General features: G+C 47.2%; 23 protein-coding genes, 1 riboswitch and 1 other annotated feature. Of the genes, 16 read left to right on the top strand and 7 right to left on the bottom strand.

Annotated features, from left to right (window positions below):
- Positions 1-290 precede the first annotated feature (290 nt).
- Positions 291-1166 (bottom strand): LysR family transcriptional regulator, encoded by an 876-nt coding sequence (locus tag AC0YNT_RS01975; protein WP_441890946.1) that lies wholly within the window; start codon positions 1164-1166, stop codon positions 291-293.
- A gap of 246 nt (positions 1167-1412) precedes the next feature.
- Between AC0YNT_RS01975 and AC0YNT_RS01970 the strand changes: the two genes are divergently transcribed.
- From AC0YNT_RS01970 to sdhB, 3 genes are read left to right on the top strand one after another with little or no spacing between them, the layout of a single operon-like run.
- Positions 1413-2084: a succinate dehydrogenase cytochrome b558 subunit gene (locus tag AC0YNT_RS01970; RefSeq protein ID WP_475803093.1), complete on the top strand. Its 672-nt coding sequence runs from the start codon at positions 1413-1415 to the stop codon at positions 2082-2084.
- 27 nt (positions 2085-2111) lie between these two features.
- Positions 2112-3869, top strand: a complete 1758-nt coding sequence (gene sdhA / locus AC0YNT_RS01965) for a succinate dehydrogenase flavoprotein subunit (RefSeq protein WP_475803092.1) — start codon at positions 2112-2114, stop codon at positions 3867-3869.
- A 2-nt stretch (positions 3870-3871) separates the two neighbouring features.
- The gene (gene sdhB / locus AC0YNT_RS01960; protein ID WP_167280454.1) at positions 3872-4630 is read left to right on the top strand and encodes a succinate dehydrogenase iron-sulfur subunit; all 759 of its coding nucleotides are present in this window, start codon (positions 3872-3874) and stop codon (positions 4628-4630) included.
- Between the two features lie 170 nt (positions 4631-4800).
- Here sdhB and AC0YNT_RS01955 read toward each other — a convergent pair whose 3' ends face one another.
- Positions 4801-5109, bottom strand: a complete 309-nt coding sequence (locus tag AC0YNT_RS01955) for a winged helix-turn-helix transcriptional regulator (protein WP_279590381.1) — start codon at positions 5107-5109, stop codon at positions 4801-4803.
- A 194-nt stretch (positions 5110-5303) separates the two neighbouring features.
- Between AC0YNT_RS01955 and AC0YNT_RS01950 the strand changes: the two genes are divergently transcribed.
- Entirely contained in the window at positions 5304-5702 is a 399-nt protein-coding gene (locus AC0YNT_RS01950; RefSeq protein WP_475803091.1) for a DoxX family protein, read from the top strand.
- Between the two features lie 71 nt (positions 5703-5773).
- On the opposite strand, the gene AC0YNT_RS01945 is transcribed toward AC0YNT_RS01950, so the two are convergent.
- The 3 genes from AC0YNT_RS01945 to AC0YNT_RS01935 form a co-directional block, all read right to left on the bottom strand.
- Positions 5774-6619, bottom strand: a complete 846-nt coding sequence (locus tag AC0YNT_RS01945) for an EamA family transporter (RefSeq protein WP_475803090.1) — start codon at positions 6617-6619, stop codon at positions 5774-5776.
- Positions 6620-6871: 252 nt separating this feature from the next.
- Complete coding sequence (locus AC0YNT_RS01940; RefSeq protein ID WP_167280451.1) at positions 6872-7681, bottom strand: histidinol-phosphatase; 810 nt, start codon at positions 7679-7681, stop codon at positions 6872-6874.
- A 156-nt stretch (positions 7682-7837) separates the two neighbouring features.
- On the bottom strand, positions 7838-8740 hold the full coding sequence (locus AC0YNT_RS01935) for a LysR family transcriptional regulator (RefSeq protein ID WP_441890960.1): 903 nt from the start codon (positions 8738-8740) through the stop codon (positions 7838-7840).
- 159 nt (positions 8741-8899) lie between these two features.
- Between AC0YNT_RS01935 and AC0YNT_RS01930 the strand changes: the two genes are divergently transcribed.
- Entirely contained in the window at positions 8900-10174 is a 1275-nt protein-coding gene (locus AC0YNT_RS01930) for an MFS transporter (protein WP_475803407.1), read from the top strand.
- Between the two features lie 69 nt (positions 10175-10243).
- The gene (cysK, locus tag AC0YNT_RS01925; RefSeq protein ID WP_475803089.1) at positions 10244-11179 is read left to right on the top strand and encodes a cysteine synthase A; all 936 of its coding nucleotides are present in this window, start codon (positions 10244-10246) and stop codon (positions 11177-11179) included.
- 1109 nt (positions 11180-12288) lie between these two features.
- On the opposite strand, the gene corA is transcribed toward cysK, so the two are convergent.
- Positions 12289-13224: a magnesium/cobalt transporter CorA gene (corA, locus tag AC0YNT_RS01920; protein WP_167280448.1), complete on the bottom strand. Its 936-nt coding sequence runs from the start codon at positions 13222-13224 to the stop codon at positions 12289-12291.
- 370 nt (positions 13225-13594) lie between these two features.
- A riboswitch (SAM riboswitch) is annotated at positions 13595-13697 on the top strand.
- Between the two features lie 100 nt (positions 13698-13797).
- Here corA and metA point away from each other — a divergent pair.
- The 10 genes from metA (at position 13798) to AC0YNT_RS01870 (ending at position 24592) form a co-directional block, all read left to right on the top strand.
- Positions 13798-14715 (top strand): homoserine O-acetyltransferase MetA, encoded by a 918-nt coding sequence (gene metA, locus AC0YNT_RS01915; RefSeq protein WP_475803088.1) that lies wholly within the window; start codon positions 13798-13800, stop codon positions 14713-14715.
- A gap of 45 nt (positions 14716-14760) precedes the next feature.
- On the top strand, positions 14761-15921 hold the full coding sequence (locus AC0YNT_RS01910; protein WP_475803087.1) for an aminotransferase class I/II-fold pyridoxal phosphate-dependent enzyme: 1161 nt from the start codon (positions 14761-14763) through the stop codon (positions 15919-15921).
- Positions 15922-15927: 6 nt separating this feature from the next.
- Complete coding sequence (locus AC0YNT_RS01905; protein WP_441890968.1) at positions 15928-17100, top strand: aminotransferase class I/II-fold pyridoxal phosphate-dependent enzyme; 1173 nt, start codon at positions 15928-15930, stop codon at positions 17098-17100.
- Positions 17101-17254: 154 nt separating this feature from the next.
- A complete protein-coding gene (gene mqnC, locus AC0YNT_RS01900; protein WP_167280444.1) occupies positions 17255-18394 on the top strand; it encodes a cyclic dehypoxanthinyl futalosine synthase in 1140 nt (379 codons plus the stop codon).
- Positions 18395-18538: 144 nt separating this feature from the next.
- Complete coding sequence (locus AC0YNT_RS01895; RefSeq protein ID WP_475803086.1) at positions 18539-19558, top strand: FkbM family methyltransferase; 1020 nt, start codon at positions 18539-18541, stop codon at positions 19556-19558.
- A 446-nt stretch (positions 19559-20004) separates the two neighbouring features.
- On the top strand, positions 20005-20952 hold the full coding sequence (locus tag AC0YNT_RS01890; protein WP_167280442.1) for a putative sporulation protein YtxC: 948 nt from the start codon (positions 20005-20007) through the stop codon (positions 20950-20952).
- Positions 20953-20994: 42 nt separating this feature from the next.
- Positions 20995-21259: a binding site (T-box leader), on the top strand.
- Between the two features lie 62 nt (positions 21260-21321).
- Positions 21322-23259 (top strand): threonine--tRNA ligase, encoded by a 1938-nt coding sequence (gene thrS, locus AC0YNT_RS01885; RefSeq protein ID WP_475803085.1) that lies wholly within the window; start codon positions 21322-21324, stop codon positions 23257-23259.
- A 60-nt stretch (positions 23260-23319) separates the two neighbouring features.
- Positions 23320-23871 carry a 3D domain-containing protein gene (locus AC0YNT_RS01880; RefSeq protein ID WP_167280440.1) on the top strand — a complete coding sequence of 184 codons (552 nt, stop codon included), beginning with the start codon at positions 23320-23322 and terminating at the stop codon, positions 23869-23871.
- A 67-nt stretch (positions 23872-23938) separates the two neighbouring features.
- A complete protein-coding gene (locus AC0YNT_RS01875; protein WP_475803084.1) occupies positions 23939-24064 on the top strand; it encodes a hypothetical protein in 126 nt (41 codons plus the stop codon).
- A gap of 150 nt (positions 24065-24214) precedes the next feature.
- Entirely contained in the window at positions 24215-24592 is a 378-nt protein-coding gene (locus tag AC0YNT_RS01870) for a hypothetical protein (RefSeq protein ID WP_167280439.1), read from the top strand.
- Between the two features lie 64 nt (positions 24593-24656).
- Here AC0YNT_RS01870 and AC0YNT_RS01865 read toward each other — a convergent pair whose 3' ends face one another.
- Positions 24657-25949 carry an ammonium transporter gene (locus tag AC0YNT_RS01865; RefSeq protein ID WP_475803083.1) on the bottom strand — a complete coding sequence of 431 codons (1293 nt, stop codon included), beginning with the start codon at positions 25947-25949 and terminating at the stop codon, positions 24657-24659.
- Positions 25950-26046: the final 97 nt, after the last annotated feature.

The following is a 26046-nucleotide window of genomic DNA, read 5'->3' as shown; positions in this document are numbered from 1 at the left end:
TGGGGCGGGATGGCTCTGGTGGGACGGGGGATCTCTTACGGCCGCTGTTGTCCTTCCTTTGCTCTGAATTGGTTTACATAGGTGTAGCAAAGGAAGGACAAAGGCGAACGCTCCGCTCCTTCAGAGATACCCCTTACCCACCGAGCCCCGCACCCAACCATGCCCCGTCCCTCCATCCCCCCTGCGCGGGAATGTAAAGAAGGACAGTGAAGGGCGCGCTAAAAAGCGCGGACAACACTGTCCTCCCCTGCGGGGAAGAGAGAAGGACAAGACAAAGAAGCAAAACCAGATTACTGGCCGAGCTCAGCAATCCACCTGCGGACAGCAGGGTGGAGATCGGAAGGGTCGTTGTGGATCAGGCAAGTTGTTCGCTTGGTTTCTTCTAGCTCACGGATAGGGACGACGATGAGTTCGTTGTCGGCTAGCAGTTGCTTGCGCATATAAGATTGCGGGAGCAGAGTAGCCGCGCGGCAAGTATGAAGAAGACGGACAATTGCTTCGAAGGAGTCAATCTCCATACGGACATCAGGCTGAAGATGGTATTTGGCGAATACTTCGTCTGTCAGCCTGCGGTACCACGTTCCTTTGGAGAATAGAATCATGGGTAGTCCGTTCAAATCTTCAATTGTAAGCTCCTGACTGGTAATGGAAACACTAGTTGGAATGACGAGCAGCAAGTGATCATCGAATAGTGGAACACAATGAAGCTGGGAATCCTCAATCATCGAAGCGATGATCGCGATATCTGCTTTATTGTCCCGGACTAGACTAACGATCTCATGTGTTTTGCCGGTTACCGCTTTGATGTCAAATTCCGGATGACTGGCGTTTAGCGTCTTAATGAAATCGGGTAATGTAGTCTGAAGGGTTGTAAGACTGGCCCCAATAGTAATGGAAGTCCGCCCTGCAGCCGTATATTCGGAAACGGAATCCATATAACGGCGATGCAGCCTGCGCAGGTTCACTGCATATTCGTACGTCAACTGACCAACTCGTGTCAGTTCAAGCCGTTTACCAACCCGCTCGAACAGCTTGGCTCCAATCTCCTCCTCCAGTTTGGCAATTTTGCGAGATAGGGCTGGCTGAGACAAATTTAGAAGGGCTGCCGCTTTATTCATGCTGGAATGTTCAACAATTGCTGCGAACATATTGAATTCTTCGATCATTATCGTCACTCCGGTCGCTTATGCGAAATTGTTATAATAAATTATAATAAATATGCAATTCCATTATAAGTCCAAAAGGAGTAGGATTAAAGGGGTAGCTTTAGAGGAAAGTCTTCACAATGACGTGGAGTGAATCTTTTCACACCTGGTGTCGACTTTTGTTGACGGACGTAAGTACCGGGGGTAAAATGTAGAATGGTTTGTCAACAGTAAAATGTGATGGAGTACTGGAAAGGAGAAGTATTAATGAACGGAAATTCGTACTACTGGCGCAAGCTGCACTCTCTTCTAGGGGTGATTCCGCTCGGTGGGTTTATCATCGTGCATGCGCTCGCCAATTTTCAGGCGTATGAACGTGGGCCGGAAGGCTTCACTAAGGCAGTAAGCTTCATTAATGATCTGCCTATTGTAACGCTGCTCGAAATTTTCGGTATTTACCTGCCGATCTTGTTCCACGGTATTTATGGCCTATACATGGCTTATCAGTCGAACCTCAACTCGGGACGGTTCCAATACGGCCGCAACTGGGCGTTCACGATGCAGCGTATTACGGGGGTTATTACCTTCATCTTTATCTTCTGGCATGTGTTTGAAACTCGTGTGCAAGTCGCACTGGGCAATGTGACACATGAAGAGCTTGGCTCGACGATGCATGATATCGCAACAAGCCCTGCTTTGTTTATCTTGTATCTCATTGGTATTCTGGCTGCGGTATTCCACTTCAGCAATGGCCTTTGGGCATTCCTTGTTAGCTGGGGGATTACAGTATCGCCGAAGGCACAAAAAGTTTCGGCGAACATTTGCATGGTCATCTTTGTACTGGTATCTGCGCTGTTCATTCTGTCCCTTATCGCTTTCACAGGTGACGAGTTCAAAGAAGCAGCAAGTGCCGCATTGGCATTGACCAATATCGGTTAGTAGTATTTAGACAAGGAGCGAAACGTTATGGCTAAAAATAAAATTATCGTCGTTGGTGGCGGACTTGCCGGCCTTATGGCAACCGTAAAAGCGGCGGAAGCGGGCGTGCATGTGGATTTATTCTCCGTCGTGCCGGTTAAACGTTCCCATTCCGTTTGCGCGCAAGGCGGCATTAACGGCGCTGTTAATACAAAAGGTGAAGGCGACTCCCCTTGGGAGCACTTTGACGATACCGTCTACGGCGGCGACTTCCTCGCGAACCAGCCTCCGGTAAAAGCAATGTGTGAAGCTGCACCTGGCATTATTCACTTGATGGACCGTATGGGCGTAATGTTCAGCCGTACACCAGAGGGTCTGCTTGACTTCCGTCGTTTCGGCGGTACGCAATATCACCGTACAGCCTTTGCAGGTGCAACAACTGGCCAACAGCTGCTGTACGCACTGGACGAGCAAGTTCGCCGCTGGGAAGCAGCTGGTCTCGTAACGAAATACGAGCACTGGGAATTCCTTGGCGCTGTATTGGATGATGAAGGCATCTGTCGTGGTGTTTCAGCGCAAAGCCTGCGCTCGATGGAAGTACATACTTTCGTTGGCGACGCAGTTATTCTCGCATCCGGCGGTCCTGGTATCATCTTTGGTAAAACAACAAACTCCGTTATTAATACTGGTACTGCAGCAAGTGCGGCTTACCAGCAAGGCGTACATTACGCTAACGGCGAATTTATTCAAATTCATCCAACGGCAATTCCAGGCGACGATAAACTTCGTCTGATGTCTGAATCTGCTCGTGGTGAAGGCGGCCGGATCTGGACTTATAAAGACGGTAAGCCTTGGTACTTCCTTGAAGAGAAATATCCTGCTTACGGCAACCTTGTTCCGCGTGATATCGCAACACGTGAGATCTTCAGCGTCTGCGTTGATGACAAGCTTGGTATCAACGGCGAGAACATGGTATACCTTGACCTGTCGCATAAAGATCCGAAGGAGCTTGATGTTAAGCTCGGCGGTATCATCGAAATTTACGAGAAATTTATGGGCGACGACCCGCGTAAAATTCCGATGAAGATCTTCCCTGCAGTTCACTATTCGATGGGCGGCATGTGGGTTGACTACAACCAAATGACGAACATCCCAGGTCTCTTCGCAGCTGGCGAATGTGATTACAATTACCATGGTGCGAACCGTCTTGGTGCGAACTCGCTCTTGTCTGCTATCTTTGGCGGTATGGTTGCAGGACCAAAAGCAGTCGAGTACATTAATGGCCTTAAGAAGTCTTCTGAGGATGTTGCCTCTTCGGTATTTGATAGTGAGAAAAAACGTCAAACTGATAAATACAACAAGATCCTAAGCATGAACGGTACGGAAAATGCTTATGTCCTTCACAAAGAGCTTGGCGAATGGATGACGAACAACATGACCGTAGTTCGTTTCAATGATAAGCTGAAGCTAACGATCGACAAGATCAAAGAGCTGAAGCAGCGTTACCAGAACATTAACATTAACGATACGGCGCAATGGAACAACTCAAGCGTTGCCTTCACACGTCAGCTGTGGAACATGCTTGAACTGTCCGAAGCGATGACACTTGGTGCTTTGCTCCGTGACGAAAGCCGCGGCGCGCATTACAAGCCAGACTTCCCGGATCGTAATGACGAAGACTTCCTGAAAACAACGAAAGCAACCTGGACGCCAGAAGGTCCACAAATTTCGTACGAAGAAGTTGATACTTCACTTATCAAACCGCGTAAACGCGACTATACAGCCAACAAGAAGAAAGGAGAATAACAATGGCTCAAACGACAGCAACAAAAACCGTAAAGTTCGTTATTACCCGTCAAGATGGACCAGACTCCCAGCCGTATACAGAAGAGTTTGAGATCCCTTACCGCGCTAACATGAACGTTATCAGCGGCCTGATGGAGATTCAACGTAATCCGAGAAAATCGGACGGCGGCAACACGGCTCCTGTATGTTGGGAATCGAACTGTCTTGAGGAAGTATGTGGTGCCTGCTCGATGGTTATCAACGGCAAGCCTCGCCAAGCGTGCAGCGCGCTGATCGATCAGCTCGAACAGCCAGTACGCCTTGAGCCTATGCGTACATTCCCTGTCGTACGTGACCTTGTTATTAACCGCGAGCGCATGTTCAACGCGCTCAAACGGGTTAAAGCATGGATTCCAATCGACGGTACGTATGATCTGGGTCCTGGACCACGTCTCGCCGAGTCGAAACGTCAATGGGCTTACGAATTGTCCAAATGTATGACTTGCGGCGTTTGTATGGAAGCTTGCCCGAACGTTAATGATCGGAACAGCTTTATCGGCCCGCAAGCGATCTCCCAAGTGCGCTTGTTCAACGTTCACCCTACTGGTGAAATGAACAAGGCTGAACGTCTGGAGACGCTGATGGAAGACGGTGGTATCGAAGGCTGCGGTAACTCGCAAAACTGCGTGCGCTCTTGCCCGAAAGGTATTCCACTTACAACTTCGATCGCAGCAATCAACCGTGATACAACCAAACATCTGTTCAAAAAATGGCTTGGATAAGAACAATGCCCTCCGAATAGCGGGGGGCTTTTTCTTATCCTATATTTGATAATGATAACTATTATCAATATAGTAAAATAGTTGCCGAGGAATGTCAACCAAAGCAAAAAAGCTGTGCCAGACAGGGGAGTGATAATCCTGTCTGGCACAGCTTTTTTTGAGTAAAATCCTTACATCCAATGCTCGCCCCAGTTTTGTATCGATTCGATAACAGGCTGGAGCTCGCGGCCCTTCGGCGTTAGTTCATATTCGATTCGAACAGGCATTTCAGGATAGACCGTTCGTTTGATGATATTCTGACTTTCTAATTCCTTCATCCGATCCGTTAACATCTTGTCACTCATCTCGGGAATCTGCTCTTTAATTTCCTTGAACCGTTTAGGTCCGCCAAGCATGACCCGAATAATAAGCCCTGTCCATTTCTTACCTAAAATGTCGGCCGCAGCTTCATACTTTGGGCACATAGTTGAATAATCCAACGCGATCACCCCTTTTTCTACCTTCATTGTAGCATATGTTCTATGGAAAAGTAAGTTCGTTGAAATAGCCAAATTTGGATATTAACTATTTTATTTATATTCACTTGACTAAAGTAAGTAACATACATTATGATGAGTGCATCAAGAGCGGCCGCTCACTAAAAGAGAAGAATAGATAAAGGGAGAGAGTTAAAATGTTAGATACAGGATTATTGATTATACGGGTAGCTATTGGTTTATTGATGATAGGTCATGGTGCACAGAAGCTGTTTGGCTGGTTTGGCGGGTATGGACTCAAAGGTACCGGAGGATGGATGGAATCTTTAGGGCTTAAACCAGGTGTCCTGATGGCAGCAGGTGCAGGTCTGACAGAGGTTGTTGGCGGCTTGTTGTTCGGAGCTGGATTGTGGATCGAAGTTGGCGCTGCTTTACTGATCATCCCAATGATTATGGCGATTGTGAAGGTTCATGGCGCGAACGGTCTCTGGGTTACACAGAATGGTTATGAATACAATCTGGTATTGATCGCGGTTGCCCTTGGAGTAGCCTTTGTTGGCGCAGGTGATATCTCAATTGATGCTTTACTGAAATAATCGATAAGTGAAAAGCACCGCTAGGTTCTGCAATCAGCAGACTCTGGCGGTGCTTTTGTGCTTTGATACAATTAGATCCGAATGATGATTAGTCCGGCAATGGTCAGGAGGAATGCCGCCCATTGGGCGCGGTTGAGCCTCTCTTTGTAGATAAGTATAGAACCTGCTGCAACAACAAGGCTGTTCGTCGCAAAGATGGGTGCAGCCAGGTTAGCGGGGCCAGTTGCTAACGCGACCGCATACAGCTGGAGTCCGCCATAAGAGAACAAGCCTGCGAGCAAGCCAAGCTTTAAGCCGGTCCGGAATGCTGCGCGGTCTGTAGCTTTTCTAACTGGAAAGGCGAACCATATAAGGGATAGGGCATATCCGATAAAAAGAATTGGTGCACTGGATAAGCCGAGCTCCTCTGTGATCTTTAATCCTCCATTACGGAAGGTGAAGAAGAGAACAGCTGCAATTACATATAGGTACCAGCGGGACTGTATGGCTGTAGATTGTGATTGTTTTTTGTAGGAGATTAAGACAACGGCAACCAGTAACAGTAAAATGCCCAGCGATTCTGTTGCCCGTAAAGATTCTCCGTAATAAAGGGTGCCTAGTGCTACAACAAGCACAATATTCATATTCGTTAAAGGGGAAGTTAAGCTCGCTGGGCCATAGTCCAAAGCCTTCATGAACAAAGCGTTGCCTAGGGCAGAGCCTGCTCCAATGATAATCCCCGCGATCCATACCCGATAATCACTTAATTGATCGATAGTTCCTTCAATTGCTGCATGGATGCCAAAACCAGCTGTACCGGACACATAAAGCCCGAACAGCATAACCGATACATGTCCCCGGCGCATTTGGCTTACTTTCATCCACCAGCCTGCCAGTCCAAACAGCACGGCGCTGCCGACTGCAGTTGCAAGCCACATTGATGTCATCTCCTGCCCGAATTTGTTACACAAATGAAATAGTTCTGTTACGGTACAAACATATTATTAGGCTATTATAATAAACAAGACCCCCTTTTAATATATCAATTTTGGACCTGTGATCGCACAGGTCCACTTTTTTTGTCTGTATAATAAAAAAAGCTTCGCTCAAGCGCAATGTCATTAAGTTAGCTTAACTTAATGACATTGCGCTCAAGGCGAAGCCTTTTTATTTATTTTTACTCTTTTATTTTATAGTGGAACAATAATTTGCTGGCGTTTGCGGTAGAAGACCCACTGGGAGAAGCCAATTTCCTTTAGACGTTTGCGTACAAGCTCGAATTCATCGCCAACTCGGCTTGGTTTGTGGGCATCCGATCCAAAAGTGACGTTAACCCCAAAATGAAGAGCTCTCTCCAAAATTGCATCGGAAGGATACCATCCACCTACATCTTTGGTGCTGCCTGATGTATTGATCTCAATAGCGATATCATGCTTCGCAATTACACGTAAAGTATCATCAATCGCTTCATCAGCAGGAATATCAGAGAAAGCAGGGAAGTAGCCCTTCATTGCATCAATATGTCCTAAGATATCGAACATTCCACTGCGGGCAGACTGCTGAATGAGATCATAATACGATACTTTCTCCGCAATTGTCTTTTCCTCGGATAAGCCCTTCCAGCGGTTACGGTTAAAAATGCTGACACCGCTTACCTGATGGACTGAACCAATCAAATAATCGAAAGGTACACCCTGGTAAGCCGAACGGTAAGTTTCTGCATGCTTCGGGAAGAAATCCGATTCCATCCCAAGCAGTACTTCAATACGGCCTTTATACTTTTCCTTCAATCGAAGGACTTCATCAACATAGCTGGAGAAATCGCTGCGAGCCATGGCAATGCCGGGAAAAGGCTGGTCTTGCTCGCTTCCGAAATAAGGCGAATGGTCTGAGATGCCAATGACTTGAAGGTCGGCATCAAGCGCAGCAATAATATAATCTTCGATCGTACCGTTCGCGTGACCGCAACGTTCATGATGGGTGTGCAAATCGAATTTCATAATGAGTTCCTCCTCAAAAGAATTGCTGCCCAAATGGCCAGGATATTGGCCATTTGTAGTGATTCTTACTTCGTAAGCATGAGCTTAAAGAATTGCTGCCCAAATGGCCAGGATATTGGCCATTTATAGTGATTCTTACTTCGTAAGCATTGCATCTTACTCGCTGCCAAGAAATGATTGCTCCGGCATACCCTTCAAGTCACTTAAAAATTGCTGCATCGCAATATTTAAGTATCTGCCGGATTTGTAGACAACCGCGACCGGATGATAAGGTTCAAGCTCTGCGACTTTGATGATTTTAAGTGAGCCTAACTTTAATTCGTTTGCAATGGATAGCTTGGATACGACGGCAACGCCGAGGTTAATCTCAACCATCCGTTTGACTTCCTCACTGCTGGACAGTTCCATAATAATATTCGGCTGGATGTTATTTTTCTTGAAGATCTGATCCAGGAATCTGCGGCCTAACGTATCAGGAGCAAGCATGATGAAAGGCATATCCTTCAGCATATCTATGGTAGTATGCGTTACTTGGCTCAAAGGATGAGCCGGAGAAGCAACGAGGACAAACGAATCGTAATAAAGAATAGAGGAGTTCACATTTGGATTCTTTTCAGCTATGTACGAAATGCCAATGTCTACCGAGCCGTTCTCCACACTAGCCATAACCTGAGAGGAAGGCATCGTATGAATTGTTGTTTTGATCAGCGGGTACTGATCTTGGAAATAGGACAACACCCGGGGCAAAATCTGAATGGCCATCGATGAGGTTGTTCCTAATATAATATGGCCCTGAGGTGTCGCATTCAAGTCTGACAGTTTCTGCTTCAATTCCTCGACAACCGATAAAATCCGCTCTGCATGCTCCAGGAAAACTTTTCCATGGTCGGTCAGGGTGACTGGCTGGTTGCGATCGATTAGAACCGTCTTGAATTCTTCCTCGAGCGTCTTAATTTGAGCTGAGACGGCAGGCTGAGTTAAATTCAGCAGTTCGCCGGCTTTTCGGAAGCTCATCGTTTTCGATATGGTGAGGAGCGTTTCAAGCTGGCTAATATTCAATTCAATTCCCCCTCGAACATGATCACTTAATATTATAAAGCAAATGGAGGATTACAGCAAAAAAGCAGCCAAGCTTCAAAAATTCTTAAAAGAGGAATAAACAGGGTACCGTCGAACTATTGCTGAAGTATAGCCATTACCATATGGGAGGCGTTTGTGCTGGATCAGAAAGCATTACGCGGATGGAAAATGTATGATTGGGCGAATTCAGCCTTCGCTACAACGATGATGGCAGCGGTGTTGCCCGTGTATTATTCCGATGTAGCGGCGATCCACCTTGCGGGCAACAGAGCGGAAACGTATTGGGGTTATACCCAAAGCATAGCGATGCTTCTGGTTGCCATTTTATCGCCGATTCTTGGCGCAATTGCCGATTACACGGGTTCCAAGCTGAGGTTTTTATCAATATTTATGATGACAGGCGTCTTATCCTGCGTATTTATGGCGTTTGCTGGAGATGGGGATTGGCTGCTGGCCTCGATTCTCATGGTGATTGGCTCTATTGGTTACTCCGGGGGCAATACGTTCTATGATTCGATGCTGGCGGACGGCGTGCCACAAGGACAAAGGGATCGGGTGAGCGCTCAAGGCTATGCTTATGGTTATGCAGGCGGAGGACTGCTGCTGCTTGTAAACGTCATCATGATTGAAAAATGGGAAATGTTAGGATTTCCGAGCAAAACATTCGCCACCCAAATGGTCTTTATTACGGTAGGGATTTGGTGGTTGCTTTTCTCCATTCCGATTCTCCGCTGGGTGAAGGAGTCAAGGAAGGACCATGGGCAGAGCGGGCCAGGAGAAGTCGTTCGTGCAGGCTTTGTCCGGATCAGACAGACCTTCTCGATGCTGAAGAAGTACCCGGAGCTGCTCAAATATATGTTAGCGTTCTGGTTTTTTAATGATGGAATTAATACGGTTATTGTCATGGCGACCATTTATGGTGCAGGTATTGGAATTGAGACAAGTGATTTGATTATTGCTTTGCTCATTACTCAGTTTGTTGGTTGGCCTTGTACGATCTTGTTCGGCAAGCTTGCCGGACGCTTTGGCTCCAAGAAGATGTTATATTACGCGTTGATGATCTATGTCGTAATTGTGGGGCTTGGCTTCTTTATGACGAGTGCTCTACATTTCTATGCGCTTGCCATTATGGTGGGATTTGTCCAGGGCGGAAGCCAATCGGTGGCCCGTTCCATCTATGCTGATCTAGTGCCGCCGACGCGATCAGGTGAGTTTTTCGGATTTTTGTCCCTTTCGAGCAAGTTTTCTTCCTTCGCAGGACCACTTGTGTTTTCAGTTGTTGGCACAATTACCGGCTCCAGCCGGGTAGCCATTTTATCTTTAGTGGCCTTTTTCCTTATCGGAATTGCTCTATTGTGGAAGGTCAACCTGGAAAAGGGTGCGCGTGAAGCGGAAGAGGATCTAACAGCTTGAGCATGCTTCAGTTTGATCTCGTAAATGATATAATGAAATGGAGATCCAGGAAGAAAGGTGCGAAAAGTTATGCCAAACATTTATAGCAATTTGACGGAGTTGATCGGCAATACACCATTGCTCGAGCTTACTCATTACAATAAGCGTCATGAGTCACTTGCGAAAGTTATTGCGAAGCTGGAGTATTTCAATCCGGCCGGCAGCGTCAAAGACCGGATTGGACTTGCGATGATTAAGGATGCCGAGGAAAAAGGGAAGCTCGTGGAAGGCTCTGTTATTATCGAGCCAACGAGTGGCAATACCGGTATTGCACTGGCTTTTGCTGCAGCAGCCTTAGGTTACCGCTTAATCATTATTTTGCCGGAGTCGTTCAGTATTGAACGCCGGAAGCTGCTTGAAGCGCTTGGCGCTGAGCTTGTTCTAACCCCTGCATCCGAAGGAATGTCAGGAGCGATCCGGAAAGCAGATGAGCTGGCAGCTAAAATTCCAAACGCCTACATACCGATGCAATTCAGCAATCCGGCGAATCCGGAAGTTCATAAACGGACAACGGCGGAAGAAATTTGGCGAGATACGGATGGGAAAGTCGATATTTTTGTAGCTGGTGTAGGTACAGGCGGTACAATCTCAGGCGTAGGCGAGAGATTGAAGGAGCTAAATCCAAACGTCAAGATTGTTGCAGTAGAGCCCTTTAACTCGCCTGTATTATCGGGCGGTGAAAGAGGCGTCCATCTGATTCAAGGCATCGGCGCTGGCTTTGTTCCGGATAACTATAACGCTGAAGTCGTTGACGAGATCATCAAGGTCAAAAATGAAGACGCCTACCGCACCTCCCGCCAATTGGCACGCAGCGAAGGCTTGCTGGTCGGTATCTCCTCCGGCGCCGCAGCATTCGCAGCCACCGAACTGGCTAGCCGGGCAGAAAACAAAGGCAAAAACATCATCGTCCTTCTCCCCGACACAGGGGAACGTTACCTGTCGGCGAATCTGTACGACGAAGCATAATTAACTAGAGAAAACAGCCATCGCTTATGCGATGGTTGTTTTTGTTCGACTTTGTGAGGCGAATTAGTGATGGAACCTCACTAAATAATGAGGCTGTTCGCGCTAAATGCGATCTTATGGGGGCTCTTTGGCCCAACAATGAGCCTAGCCTCACTGTTTGTGAGGCTGAACGTAGCAATAAGGTGCCAAACCTCGCTAATTCGAAAATAGCCGTCATTCGGTGCTGAATTAGTACGTATTGCCTCACTAAGAGTGAGGATTGGTGCAGCTTATACGGCTGTTAGGTGAGAAATTAGGCAGTAGGTGTTAGTGGATAAGCAGAAAATCTCAACATAGCGTGATTAGCGATGGAACCTCACTAAATAATGAGGCTGTTCGCGCTAAATGTGATCTCATGGGGGCTCTTTGGCCCAACAATGAGCTTAGCCTCACTGTTAGTGAGGCTTAACGTAGCAATAAGGCGTAAAGCCTCACTAATTCGAAAATATCCGACATTCGGGGATGAATTAGTGAGTTTGTCCTCACTAATAGTGAGGATTGGTGCATCTTACAAGGCTGTGAGGTGAGTAATGGGGTGAAGAGGTAGCTCTCTCTGAATGCGGTCTAATTGTGGCGTGGAGTCAAGACTAACTTATCACATTCTCGATCGTATGAGCTCTATCGTTATTCAAGTAACTAGTTAGTTCTTCCGGTGCTACTTCCGCGCAAGGGACCTTCTAGGGCCCTACTGTAGGGCCTTTTTTTTCTTTGATCTGCGCTAGTTTGGCCACAGGCCAAAGAAGGGCACTATGTGCCCAGGCTCGTGCGATAGCACCTGAGCCTGTTCCCTTTTGCCCCGCACCCGCAGCCGCCCGAAGGGATTCGGCCGCTGGCTGCTGCGCGGAGGGCAGGGAGGTTGGGGAGGGGCGCAGGGGTAAGGGGGAGATCTCCATGGAAGAGTGTAACGCCCGCCTTTGTCTACACTTTGCAACCTGTGGATATTGTTCAGGCAAAGTGTAGACAACAGCGGCTGAAAGGAGATCTCTCCCGTCCCCGGAGCATACCGACCCGCACCCGCACCAGCATATCAGCGCACAAAAAAAGCCGCCCCAACCACGGGGGCTCCCCACTTACAACCATTTTTTCTTCCTAAACACAACCAACATACCTGCTCCGAGTGCAAGCATAATACCAAGTAAGATAATCGATCCGCCGTGCACATGCATGCCTGGTATGAAGTCAAAGTTCATCCCGTAGATCCCGGTAATAAAGGTCAGTGGCATGAAGATTGTCGTCATGGCGGTGAACACGCGCATGATTTCATTCGCTCTGGCGGAGATACTCGACTGATAAGCTTCTCGTAAGTTGCCCATGAGCTCTCGATACGTATCGAAGGACTCGGCGATTTTTACGGCGTTCTCATAAATATCGCTGAAATATTTTTGCAACTGATCATCGATCAGCTTTAAGTCACGCTTGTTGAGCGTAGCGATGAGGTCTTTTTGCGGACCCAGCACTTTCTTGAGCCACAAGATCTCGCCGCGTAAACCGATGATTTCGTTCAGATGCGATTTTTTTGTATTCATTAATATATCTTCTTCCAGCATTTCGATCCGATTATCAATTCGGTCGCCAACTTGGAAGTAATTATCGACAACAATGTCGACGAGATGGTATAGGAAATAGTCTGGCCGATTAACTTCCTGCTCCCACAAGATGGGCTTCAAACTGCGAAGTTCGTTCAGCTTTTGCTTAGTAATTGTAATAATATAATGACGGCCTAGAAAAATGTTAAGTGCACGCAGGAAAATTTCCTCATCATCAAAACGAATACTGTTAATTACAATAAAATATTGGCCTTCATAAATTTCGAGCTTAGGTCGTTGTTCCTCTTCGCTTAAGCAGTCCTCCACAGCAAGATCATGCATGCCGAATAATGGCTGCAAAATGGCAAGATCCTCAATATCGGCATCAATCCAATAGAATCCTTCCCTGGCAGGAACAAGGGTTTCATTAATGTCTTCAATAAGGGTAAATAACCCGTTGTTTACATGACGAATTTTCATCCGAGCTTCTCCTCTCATGTAACGGAGACTGCCGGATGAACACAAGTGCAAGAGAACGGAGTTAAAAAGCTAACGCCCGCTTGAGCAACTGTTTATCCGGCAGCAGCCGTATTCGATTGTTGTCAGGCTTAGGTCGGTCGCCTTCCATGTCCTTTAGCACTCCTTTATCCCTTTATTCTTCATGAAAAAATGGCTTTTAATCCTTGTCTAGTATACTCCCGCATATCCTTTACATACAAGCGGAAAAATAGGCGGCAGCGGGATACCCATCAGCCTCCTGTAGTATATGTCAACATCGACCTTGACGCGAATGACAGAATCCATTAAAGTTAAGAATAGAATTGGAATTCGACAACCGAATAGATCTACTTTCTTATCAAGAGCAGGCGGAGGGACTAGCCCGATGAAGCCCGGCAACCGGCGTAAGCACGGTGCTAATTCTTGCGGAAACTTTAGTTTCTGAGAGATGAGGGAGGCGAAGGCTCTTTTTGATGAGCGCACGACCTTTTCTCACGGCAGAAAGGGTCTTTTTTGCGTCTAGAAGGCCGATATCGAAGCAAAGGAGTGATCGCAATGCCGATTAAAGTACCTGATTTTTTACCAGCTAAAGAGATTTTGAACAATGAGAATATTTTCGTTATGGATGAAAGTACAGCTTTCCATCAAGATATCCGTCCACTGCGGATTGCCATACTGAACTTGATGCCGACGAAGGAAACAACGGAAACACAGCTTCTCCGTCTGATCGGGAATACCCCGCTGCAGTTGGAAATTGTGCTGCTGCATCCAAAGACGCATACATCGAAAAATACTTCGCATGAGCATCTTGAATCCTTCTACAAAACGTTTGATGATATTAAGGACCAGTACTATGACGGCCTTGTTATTACTGGCGCTCCGGTGGAACATCTGTCATTCGAAGACGTGAATTATTGGGAAGAGCTGAAGGACATTATGGATTGGAGCAGACGTCAAGTAACGTCGACCTTCCATATTTGTTGGGCCTCGCAGGCAGGCTTGTACCATCATTACGGTGTACCGAAGTATGATTTGGATAAGAAGATTTTTGGTGTATTTCCGCACACGACAGAGAAGCAAAACGTCAATCTGCTGCGTGGTTTTGATGAAATGTTCTTCGTTCCACAATCCCGTCATACAGAGGTTCGCCGCGAGGATATTGAGAACATCGGCGACTTGGAGATTTTGTCGGAGTCTGAGGATTCTGGCGTATATATTGTAGCTTCGAAAGACGGCAGACAAATCTTTGTCAGCGGGCATTCCGAATACGATCCACTTACGCTGAAGTATGAATATGACCGTGATAAAGCAAAAGGAATGGAAGTTGACCTTCCAGTGAACTATTTCCCGGGAGATAATCCGGAAAAACTCCCTTATTCGACATGGCGCTCCCATGCTAACTTGCTGTTCTCGAACTGGTTGAACTATTACGTATACCAACAAACGCCCTATGATTTGGGCGGAGGTATCTAAATATATAACTTAGACAAACGACGATAAAGGAGACGGACGAATTTTATGAAAATTGAAAGTCATCTTGCGCAAATCGGTTCTCAAAAGGAGCCAGTTACGGGTGCGATCAGCTTCCCGGTCTATCAGTCGACGGCATTCCGTCATCCTCAGCTTGGCCAAAGTACGGGGTTTGATTATGCCCGTACGAAAAGCCCGACACGTTCTGTTCTTGAAGAAGCTGCAGCTCAGCTCGAATCCGGTGATGCAGGGTTTGCCTGTAGTTCCGGTATGGCCGCTTTGACAACGATCTTCGCTTTGTTTGGTCAAGGCGATCATCTGATCGTATCGCTGGATTTGTACGGCGGCACATACCGTTTGCTTGAAAAAATCATGTCGAGATACGGCGTTACGGCTTCTTATGTCGATACGAATGATCTAGACGGCATATCTGAGCTGCTTCAGCCGAACACGAAGGCGATCGTGATCGAGACGCCAACGAATCCGTTGATGATGATCACTGACCTGGAGCGGGTATCCGCTTGGGCGAAGTCCAAAGGTCTCCTTACCATCGTTGATAATACTTTACTTACACCGTTCTTCCAACGTCCAATTGAGCTTGGAGCAGATATCGTCGTACACAGCGCAACCAAATATTTAGGCGGCCATAACGACGTGCTTGCAGGTTTAATTGTAACTAAGGGAGCCGAGTTGTCCCAGCAAATGGGCTTCCTGCATAATTCACTTGGTGCCGTTCTTGGACCACAGGATTCCTGGCTGTTAATGCGCGGTATGAAGACACTGGCGCTTCGTATGGAACGCCATCAATATAATGCAACAGCGATTGCGAATTACTTAATGGAGCATGAAGCGATTGAGGATGTTTATTATCCTGCACTCCCGCATCATCCTGGCCATGAGATTCAAAATAAACAGTCATCAGGCAACACGGGTATTTTCTCCTTCCGCTTGAAGGATGCCCGTTATGTAGAGCCGATTCTCCGCCACATTAAGCTGATTGCCTTTGCAGAAAGCCTTGGCGGTGTTGAATCGCTTATGACTTATCCTGCTGTACAGACACATGCGGACATTCCGTTAGAAATCCGTCAACAAATTGGTGTAGATGACCGGCTTCTGCGCTTCTCCGTGGGGATTGAACATGCAGATGATTTGATCGCAGACCTCGAGCAGGCACTCGCTGCGGCAAAAAGTGAAATCCAGGAGGCGTAATCGAATATGACAGACCGACATAATCTTGAAAAAATCGCCGGCCGCAGCTTTGCGACAAAGCTGCTTCATTTCGGCGCTGAAATTGATGAACAAACGGGTGCTTCAAGTACTCCGATTTTCCAAGCATCCACTTTCCATCAAGCTGATATTATGGATCCGCCGCATCACGATTACAGCCGTTCCGGCAACCCGACTCGTGAAGCGCTGGAGAATTATATCGCTCTGCTTGAGGGTGGTACACGTGGTTTTGCTTTTGCATCGGGCATGGCAGCAATCTCGACAACCTTTATGCTGCTGTCTGCTGGTGATCATGTTATCGTAACGGAAGATGTGTACGGTGGTACTTATCGTTTGTTGACGGCGGTATTAACGCGGTTCAATATTGAGACAACCTTTGTAGATATGACGGATTTCGAGCAAGTACAAGAGGCGCTGAAGCCTAACACGAAAGCAGTCTTCATGGAGACGCCTTCCAATCCTACGCTCAAAATTACCGATATCTCGTTAGTAGCTGGCTGGGCGAAAGAAAAGGGTCTTCTGACGATGCTTGATAACACCTTCATGACCCCTTACCATCAGCGTCCATTCGAGCTTGGTGTCGATATTGTACTGCATAGCGCTACGAAGTTCCTGAGCGGCCATAGCGACGTGCTGGCTGGCCTCGCTGTAACGAATGACGAAGCACTCGGACGCCGCTTGTATCAGCTGCAGAATGGCCTTGGCGCTGTTCTAAGTGCTCATGAGAGCTGGCTTTTAATGCGCGGTATGAAGACCCTGCAAGCTCGTATGGAGCATAGTGAGCGCAGTGCTCGTAAGCTGGCAGAATGGCTGTCGAATCATCCGGAGGTTACGCAAGTGTATTACCCAGGGCTTGAAGACCATCCGGGACGTGAAATTCACGAGAAGCAATCGAAGGGCTATGGTGCTGTTGTATCCTTCGATGTAGGCAGCGGCGAGCGTGCTGCAAGCTTGCTGAGCCGAGTACAACTGCCGCTTGTAGCGGTAAGTCTTGGAGCGGTAGAAAGTATTTTATCCTACCCTGCGAAGATGTCGCATGCGGCAATGCCGAAAGAAGTGCGTTACCAGCGTGGTATTACGGACGGTCTGGTCCGTTACTCGGTAGGTCTAGAAGATATCGACGATCTGATTGCAGATCTGGATTCCGCTTTAAAAGGATAATGATTCAAATTAAGCGAAAATTGCGGCTGTCGTACATGACAGGCCGTATTTTTTCGCTTTTCCGTAACATACGAAAGATGACGGACAAGAACGAGATATGATAGGATGAATTGATAGCTATTAAGAACGGAAAAAGATAAGGAGGTCTTACGATATGTCTACGTTGGACCAGATTTTGGATAAAGCACGTCTTGGAGAACGTATTTCGTTTGACGAATGTGTAACGCTGCTTGAATCCGATGAGATTGAAAAAATGGGCGAGGTTGCGAATCAGCTTATGCTGAAACGCCATCCTGAACCGATCACGACCTTTGTCGTAGGCCGGAACGTCAACTATACAAATATTTGTGATGTGTACTGCCGGTTCTGTGCGTTCTACCGCGCGCCGGGTTCGAACGAGGGCTATGTCCTTTCGAATGAAACGATACTTAATAAAATCCAAGAAACTGTTGATGTAGGCGGTACTGAGATTCTGATGCAGGGTGGAACTAACCCGAATCTGCCATTCTCGTACTATACGGATCTGCTTCGTGAGATTAAGCAGCATTTCCCGGACATTACCATGCATTCCTTCTCGCCAGCCGAGATTCAGAAAATGAAAGATGTTTCCGAAGGTTTATCGCTGGATGAGGTTATCCGCCAGCTGCATGAAGCTGGTCTAGACTCGCTGCCTGGCGGCGGTGCAGAAATTTTGGATGACCGTACCCGCCGTAAAATCAGCCGTCTGAAGGGCTCTTGGACAGACTGGATGGATGTTATGAAATCCGCACATCGTCATGGCATGAACACAACGGCTACTATGGTATACGGCTTTGGTGAAACAGCTGAGGAGCGTGCACTCCATTTGCTCCGCATCCGTGATGCGCAGGATGAATGTATCGCTAACGGCTATGATTCGAAAGGCTTCCTCGCTTTCATCTGCTGGCCGTTCCAGCCGGATAACACGAACATGAAACGTGTTGAGAAGTCGAAACCGGAAGAGTACTTGAAGATGGTTGCAGTCAGCCGCATTATGCTCGACAATATCGATAACTTCCAATCGTCTTGGGTGACGATGGGTCCTGACATCGGTAAGCAATCACTCTCGTATGGCTGTAATGACTTCGGCAGTACGATGATTGAAGAGAATGTTGTATCGGCTGCAGGCACGACTCATAAAGTGAACATTGAATCTATTCTTCAGCTTATTCGCGAATCGGGCAAAATCCCGGCACAGCGTGACACGAAATACAATACGATCAAAATGTACGATGATCATGAGCATGCTGCGAAAGACTTCATCATGCAGAACTAATTCATTTATAAACAAGGCATTCGACCCCTGGTTAACAGGGCTCGGATGCTTTTTTTTATGCCAGCTGGTCTGTGAAGCTACTAAACAGGCAGTTCCTCACATATTCTTTTTTGATCAAGCATACATAAAGGAGGCTGTGAAAGGATGAATCAGCAGAAATTAATTGCAGCAATTAAGCATATGGAAGAGCGGCTTCACCAACAGGCTATCAATGTGAGGGAAGAAATAACGGCTCCAATACTTGATGCGATATACAATGAGAATACAATTTTGAGAAAAGAGATAGCGAACGGATTAAAGTTTGATTTCTATTATCGAACTAAAATTGCTCGTGATTTTTTGCTTTCAATACCGGTCTGTCCCGACCATGTATGGGAACCGCAGACGACCAAATTGCTGTCTATTTTCTCAAAACAAGCTAAGGAAGTTTTAATTGGCGGAGCTTATTTTGGTGATCAAGCCTTAATTGTGGCGAGCGAGATTGCTGGGCGAGGCGGAACGGTTCATGCTTTTGAACCAAACAAAGATCAATATCAAATGCTGAGACATAACGCTGCAGTAAATGAAATCGATAACGTTAAGGCATGGCGCCTAGGCTTGTGGGAAAATGAAAAAGGAAAACTAAAGCTGATCGGAGACGATTCTTTTGCCCATGCAGAGCTGGTGACGGATATGAAGGGGCAGGAGGATAACACTGTTTTCGGAACGATTTCGATAGATACTTATGTAAAAGAGCAGGGAATCAGCCATCTCGATCTCATCCTGCTCGATATTGAAGGTTTGGAGTATACCGTTCTTCAAGGCGCCAGCAGCCAGCTCGATTTGCCGGCTGAAGAAGCTCCTAACATTATCTTCGAGGTTCACCGCAGCTATGTCGATTGGAGCAACGGTCTTGATCAGAGCGACATCGTCCAATATTTGCAGTCCTTTGGTTACCACATCTTCGCCTTGCGCGACTACAACTCCAATGTCGATATGTCCGGCAAACCTGTCGAGATTATCCCACCAGACAGGGTCTTCTTAGAAGGCCCGCCTCACGGCTTCAATATGATTGCAGTCAAAAATCTTTCCATCCTAGATCATCCTGAGATCAAGCTTTGCTACGACGTAAGCCCCAAACTCTTGACCCACAAAAACAGTTATCTCCATCAACCAACGGAATAACCTCCTCTCGTATTGCAGGGTGGGGCCGGGGAGTTGAAGCAACTGGACTAACAATTGAACTAAGCGTAGTCATCATGGTGAAAGACAAGAGTAAAAAGTTATTACTGCCCGAAAGAAACTGCCCGAAAGAAAACGGATAGCAATAACATTGTTCCCCCCCAACCAGAGTGGGGAGTGATGTTTTGGCGCATCAAGCTGGTGAGGGGCGGAGCGAGAAAAACGTACTGGAGAAGCGGAGCGTTCGCATTTGTTCTCCGGATTTCAACCGCTGAGCGGCTTGAATCGAAGAAATCCGGGAACAACGGCGATCGGAAGGACGTTATTCTTGCGCAGCGGTCTCCACCAGCAAACAAATGCAAGCCATCTCCAATCACTCCCACCACTCCTTTCGTATATACCCAACCCCCCAGCCATATACTGATAAGGGGAATGAAAGGGGTGAGCTCATGGAGCTGTTTACCGTAACGCTGCCTTCGAACATGGAGCAATCGGCTGCCCAATTAGCGGCGTTGATGGCGGAGTACACAACAACTGATCTACATATCGCACACATCGAAGGAGAAGCCATACAATACACGCTGCTATCAGAAAAGGAGATTAGCTGCCAAGCGATCCTGCCTTATTTTCATCTGGCTGACCATAGCCATTCGGTATACCAAGCTGCTTCTAAGGCACTAGCCGAATTCATCGTAACCGATATGGAGCCGCATATCCTGGCAGCCATCATTCGGAGAAAATACAGGAATAACCACGCCATTGACGCACCTGTTATCGAAAAATACTGCCACGAGCTGCTTCACGGTACAGAATGGGATGGCCTTGGAACGAGATTTCTTGATGCTGACAGGCAGCGCCGCAAAACGAAGGTAGCCGATGAGATTGACCGATACCTGCAGGAGAATTCGGCTTTGAACTTGACCGGATTAACTTCATTTAGACTGCAGCCTTATCGGACGGAATTAGCTGAGATTGTTGATTATGCCTTGGATGAATACGTGCTTGATAAACAATACCAGGAGTTTATTTCGCTGCTCAAATATTTTGTAGGCTTGCAGGAATCGAAGGTGCCTATCGTTCACCTTGTACACAAAGGCAGCCATGATTTTGTCCTGTTCAATGAAAAGTTTCAGCCTTTTGAACCGAAGCCCCACTCGGACAAGTTAGTTGCTGAAATGCTGGAGACCGAAATGAATATTGAAGATATGGTGATCAGCTCGCTCATTGCCGTATCTCCGAAGCATATTATGATTCATACCAGACAAGATGATATGCAGGTAATAAGGACAATCGAGACGATATTTGATAACCGGGTATCCGTCTGTACACAATGTCCAGCCTGTAGTCCTGTCTTTGAAGGCAATGGATCCGTCCAGCCTGACAGCCGCATCTATTGACGATTAGGGGGTCGAGCGGCTATAATAATGCTCATAACTATGCGAACAGCAATGACAAAGACATGTATTAGCTTCAAATGTTGGTCCAGAGAGAGGAAACTCGGCTGTAATTTCCTTCATAACATTAGCGAATATACCCCTTTGTAGCTGTGCAGTTGAACATGGTCGATTATTGTGTACCATTACTAAGCTGCACCGGATGTCTCCGTTATCAGATCAATACAAGGATTGCTTAACGTTGTAGATTACATCGAGGCAGCAATCGAAGTAGGGTGGAACCACGAGTATACAAGCACTCGTCCCTTTGCGGGATGGGTGCTTTTTTGCGTTCATTCCGCATGCTATGCCAACATTCAGGAGGGAAATTCAATGTCTATTAAAGTTACTTTTCCAGACGGCGCCATTCGGGAGTACGAAGCTGGAACAACAATTGAAGAAGTAGCAGGCTCGATTAGCCCGGGACTTCGCAAGAATGCTATCGCTGGTAAAATCAATGGTAAAGTGGTTGACGTGTACGCACCAATCGAGTCTGATTCCGCAATTGAGATCGTTATGATCGAGTCTGCAGACGGCCTTGAGGTCTATCGTCACAGTACAGCCCATTTGATGGCGCAAGCTATCAAACGTTTATATGGCAACGCTAATGTGAAGCTGGGCATCGGTCCGGTTATCGAGGACGGCTTCTATTACGATATCGATATGGATCAATCGCTTACTCCGGAAGATCTGACTAAGATCGAGAAAGAAATGCAGCGCATCATTAACGAGAACCTCAACATTCGCCGCCGTGAAGTTAGCCGTGAAGAAGCGCTTGCTATCTTTACAGAGCTGGATGATAACCTGAAACTTGAGCTGATTCGTGATCTGCCTGAGGATTCGGTTATTACTATGTATGACCAAGGCGAGTTCTTCGATCTTTGCCGTGGACCACATTTGCCATCCACTGGCCGTATTAAAGCCTTCAAGCTTCTTAGCGTAGCAGGCGCTTACTGGCGCGGCGATTCGAAGAACAAGATGCTTCAGCGTATTTACGGAACTGCCTTTGCGAAGAAAGCGGAGCTGGATGAGCATCTGCACTTCTTGGAAGAAGCGAAGAAACGCGACCACCGTAAGCTCGGCAAAGAGCTGAAGATGTTCACGTTCTCCCGCGAAGTTGGCCAAGGCTTACCGCTATGGCTGCCAAACGGCGCTAAGGTACGCCGTACGCTTGAGCGTTACATCGTTGACCTTGAAGAGCGTCTTGGTTACGAGCATGTTTACACACCGGTTCTGGCTAACGTTGAGCTGTACAAAATCTCCGGTCACTGGGAGCACTACAGCGAGGACATGTTCCCGCCTATGGCGCTTGATAACGAGGAACTTGTTCTTCGTCCAATGAACTGCCCGCATCATATGATGGTATATAAGAGCGATATGAGAAGCTACCGTGATCTGCCGGTTCGTATTGCAGAGATGGGTACGATGCACCGTTATGAAATGTCTGGTGCATTAACTGGTCTGCACCGCGTTCGTGCGATGACATTAAACGATGCTCATATTTTCTGCCGTCCAGACCAAATAAAGGAAGAGTTCGCTCGCGTTGTGAACCTGATCCGCAAGGTCTATGAGGACTTCGGCATTAAAGAGTACCGCTTCCGCTTGTCTTACCGGGATCCGCAAGATACAGAGAAGTACTTCCAAAATGACGAAATGTGGGAAATGTCCCAGCGTATGCTTCGTGAAGTAGTAGAAGAGCTTGGCCTGCCGTTCTTTGAAGCAGAAGGCGAAGCGGCATTCTACGGTCCGAAGCTTGACGTTCAGATCAAGACAGCGCTTGGTAAGGAAGAGACACTGTCGACTGCACAGCTCGACTTCCTGCTGCCTGACCGCTTTGAGTTGGAATATATCGGCGAAGACGGTAAGAAGCATCGTCCGGTCGTTATCCACCGTGGTATCATCAGTACAATGGAACGGATGACTGCCTTCCTGATCGAGAACTTCGCAGGTGCATTGCCGCTGTGGCTGTCCCCTGTACAGGCTAAGGTTATTCCTGTATCAACTGCGTACGAAGCGTATGCACGTGAAGTGGAAGAGAAGCTGAGAGAAGCAGGCATTCGAGTTGAGAGCGATCTGCGTAACGAGAAGCTTGGCTACAAGATTCGTGAAGCACAGCTTGAGAAGGCTCCTTACATGCTGGTTGTAGGCGAGAACGAAGCACAGGCAGGTGCTGTGTCGGTGCGTAAGCGCGGCGAAGGCGATATCGGTGCGAAGCCGGTAGCTGAGCTGATTGAGCTGCTTACTCAAGAGATCGCAACTAAAGCAATCTAATTGTTATGAATAAAGCTTGGACCGTTTGGGAAATATTCTTCTGAGGAGGAAGCTGCCCAAATGGTCACAAGCTTTTTTACTTGCAAAAAAATAATTTCAAGCCTAGCGATAGCGGCAATGCTGTCAAGTGTGGCACCAAGCCTCGCAGCTGCGCCAGCAGACAAAAAAGACCCCGTAGCGGTGGAAGCCATCGCCGAGCAGACTCTGTCGACTGTACAGGTCGTGGCAACCGGTTATACGGCAGGCTATGAGTCAACCGGCAAACGTCCGGGACATCCGCAGTACGGGATTACTTATTCAGGGGTAAAAGTCAGACGGGGGCAAGTATCGACGATAGCCGCCGATACGAAGCTGTTCCCGATCGGTACGCTGCTCTACATTCCTGGTTACGGGTACGGTGTAGTAGCGGATACCGGGTCAGCCATTAAAGGTCGCCGGCTCGACTTATATTTTGAGACGATAAAGGATGTATATAAGCAGTGGGGGAAGCGTACCGTAGCCGTTCAGGTGCTTCGCAAAGGCAACGGCAAGCTGTCCCAGGCATGGCTTAACCAGATTAATCGTGCGGTAGAAGCGGGAAAACCGATCCCACAAACCTATCTGGAATCGTAATTCAGATCTGAATAATAAGCCTTTGCTATGCCATACTAAGGGATGGACGGGGAGGTGAATAACTACAATGGCTAAGAACAAAAACAACAAAGCACAAAACAACCAACATAACGCAGAATTCGCTGAAGAGTTCAATCAAAATGCTGCAACTGGCAAAGCGTCGAACCAAGCTACTCAAAAAGCTCAGAAGTAACAACTTAACCAATCAACAGGAGGAGCCTTATGGTTCCTCCTTTTTGTTAAATTTGCTGATGTCACATAATTTTGAGTTTTCAAGAGCGGATCTTTATTGTATTATTAGTTATGTGAGAAATAATAACGCAATGAAGACAGGTGAGCTATCATGACTGATCCAATTATTCATATGAATCATTCTGCGTCCCATCATCGCAAAGCTGCGGAGGTACTGCCCTTCATCGATGCTTATGTGACGAAGAAAGAGCAGGAAATCGCGGAAATCGAGCAAATGGTTGAACGATATGAGAAGCGGCGTCTGAAGGAAGAGCGGGCTTATCAGTCCATGTCGACATTGCGGCGGATTTTGTCCGGCCGTAAGCCGGATCATCATTTGGCTGTTGAGTACATTCATTTTGTGAAAAAACCAATGGAGCAAGTACGTGCGCTCCGCCAAGAAATCGAGCATGCCCGTTCGATCCAGGTATCGTCACCAACTGACATTGTGTCTGTTTCCGTGGATTTGGTTAATGAACTATATAAATAATTAAAATAATTCTACTTATACATAAAAGGCGTTCTCCACGTGGAGAACGCCTTTTATGATTGGTTTAGCTTCTTGTAATGTGATCAACATCGATAAAGTCGCTTTCCTGACTGTAGGCTGGTACACCATGTATCCCTACATCAAGGCCGATAAGCTCTTCATCCTTGGATACGCGTACTGGCATAATACGGCGGATCAGCCAGAGTACTCCCCAGGTTAAGACGAATCCCCAAATGGCAATAACAACAAGACCAAGCGCCTGAGCGCCAAGGAGCTTCCAGCCGCCTCCGTATAGAAGGCCATAGTAGCCTTGGCCTGAGTCTTTTGTAAGCGCTGGAATCGCACAAAGACCAACTGCCAGTGTACCTATACTACCGCTGATTCCGTGTACGGCAAAAGCTCCAACCGGATCGTCGATTTGTTTGCGCTCCATGAATTCAGTGACGAGCACCATCGCAATGCCGCAAATGGCTCCAATCCAAATCGCTGCTCCTTCTGATACATAAGCACAGCCAGCAGTAATCCCGACAAGACCAGCTAACGAACCGTTAATGACCATTGGCGGGTCGGCTTTCCGATAACGGAACATGGTGAACAAGATACAAGTTGCGCCGCCCGCAGAAGCGGACAGCATAGTTGTAATCGCGATGTGGCCGATTGCAGCATTTGTCGCACTTAACGTACTGCCTGCATTAAAGCCAAACCAGCCGAACCATAGAATAAATGCTCCAACTGAGGCAAGAGGAAGATTGGAAGGTGATACAATGTTCACTTTACCGTCTGGCGAAAATTTACCGATCCGAGGACCGATGAATAAGGTAGCTGCAAGTGCAGCAAAACCGCCAAGAGCATGGATAACTGCTGAACCGGCAAAATCAATCATCCCTAGCTTGCTTAACCAGCCGTCGATTGCCCATACCCAATGGCCGGCAAGTGGATATATAATGCCCGTCATTGCAATGGTCAACAGAATATAAGCCCGGAAATGAATTCTTTCAGCAACGGCACCGGAGACGATAGAGATTACCGCGATAACGAAGGCGCATTGGAAAAACCAGTAGGTTTCATGGGAAATATTGAGATTGATGTGAGATAAATCACCATTAAGCATGAATCCCGTTGAACCAAACAAACCACCAATGTCCTTGCCGTGCATGATAGCAAAGCCGAAGAAGTAAAAAACAAGTGCGCCAAAAACAATGTCGACGAAGACTTTCATAATAATGCTGACAGCATTCTTCTGCCGGACAAATCCGGCTTCGAGCAAGGCAAATCCGCCTTCCATCAGCAAAATCATTGCTGCTGTCAAGACAACCCAGACGGTGTCCAGCCCTCTCGACAGTTCTGCTACATCCATTGATTCAACTCCTGTTGTTCATAGTATGAAATGATGTAAGGTTTCTCTGTCTCTATGAATCCGCTCACCATTATAAATAGGCGAAGTGAGTAATGTC

Source organism: Paenibacillus sp. J22R56, from assembly GCF_056269375.1.
The sequence above is the reverse complement of the archived record's forward strand: the minus strand, read 5'-3'. Positions and strand labels throughout refer to the sequence as shown.